At 68.8% G+C, this 1,253-nt stretch carries 1 protein-coding gene; it reads left to right on the top strand.

Features of this window, described 5'->3' with window-relative positions; all coding sequences use genetic code 11:
* A partial coding sequence (locus tag ACYVJ3_RS16595) for an HNH endonuclease signature motif containing protein (RefSeq protein WP_460854187.1) occupies positions 1-962 on the top strand: 962 nt, incomplete at its 5' end.
* Positions 963-1,253: the final 291 nt, after the last annotated feature.

Below are 1,253 nucleotides of genomic sequence, written 5' to 3'. Positions count from 1 at the left end.
CCGAGCTGAGGCTGGCAGAGGCGATCGACGAACGGTGGCGCCAGGTCGGCGCAGGCATGCGCAAAGGTTCCGTGAACCGCGCCCAGGCGCAGGTGATTGTCGCCGGCCTCGAGAAGCTCCCGCCCGAGATCGACCAGGTCACCCGCCGTCGTGCCGAGAAGCACCTCGTGGAGCTGGCCGGCCAGTTCGGGCCGCGTGAGCTCCGCACCCTGGGCGACCGGATCCTTTCGGTGGTCGCGCCCGAGATCGCAGATGAGGCCGACGCCCGCGCGTTGGAGCGCGAGGAACGCTCCGCGCGGGTCAAGACCTCGATCCGGTTCAAGCGCCTCGGCGACGGGATCACCCGGATCGTCGGCCAAGTGCCCGACGCCGTCGCGGCGCGCCTCGAGACCTACCTGGATGCGTTCTCCTCGCCGCGGGTCTCGACCGGTGAGCGCCTCCCGCGGAGTCGTCGTCTTGGCGAAGCGTTCTGTGCGTTGTTGGAGCACCTCGACCCCAAGAAGCTCCCGGATCACGGCGGCGACGCCACGACCGTGATGGTGACGATCCCGCTCGACGACCTTCGTCGCGATCTCGCCACCGCCGGGATCATCGGCTCCTTGGAGGGCGATCTCCAGATCACCGCTGACGAAGCCCGGCGGCTGGCCTGCACCGCCAAGATCATCCCCGTCGTCCTCGGCGGCAAGAGCGAGATCCTCGACCTCGGCCGAGCACGACGCCTCTACTCACCGGCCCAGCACAAGGCCCTCCGTCTCCGAGACAAGCAATGCCGCGCCGAAGGCTGCACGGTCCCCGCCACCTGGTGCGAAGCACATCATTCGCATCCGTGGAGTCAGGGCGGGAAGACCGACCTCGCTGATGGCGTGCTCCTCTGCAGCCATCACCACCACATCGGCCACGACCCCCGGATGACCCATGAAGTCATGCCGACCGGCGCCTGGCGGTTCCACCGTCGGCCCTAGACCCAGATCGTGGAGTCCCAGAGCCACCTGGTGACCCCAGAACTCCACAATGTCGAACACGGCCCAACGAACACCTCGATGGGGCCGCCGAAGGCGGCCGCATCGCGTCGGCGCGGCCGAAGGCCGTGCCGACCTCCGCGCCACCAGCGCGCCGCCAGGGACCCGCAGTCAAGGACGGCCGAAGGCCGCCGCGAAGCGGGCCGAGCGAAGCGAGGATCCTTGACTGTGAGGCTTCTCTTCGCAGCCTGATGCTGATGGGCTGTTTGCCGGTAGTCGCGGGCGTGACCCAAT

The sequence above is a fragment of the Nocardioides montaniterrae genome (genome assembly GCF_054782655.1).
The sequence above is the reverse complement of the archived record's forward strand: the minus strand, read 5'-3'. Positions and strand labels throughout refer to the sequence as shown.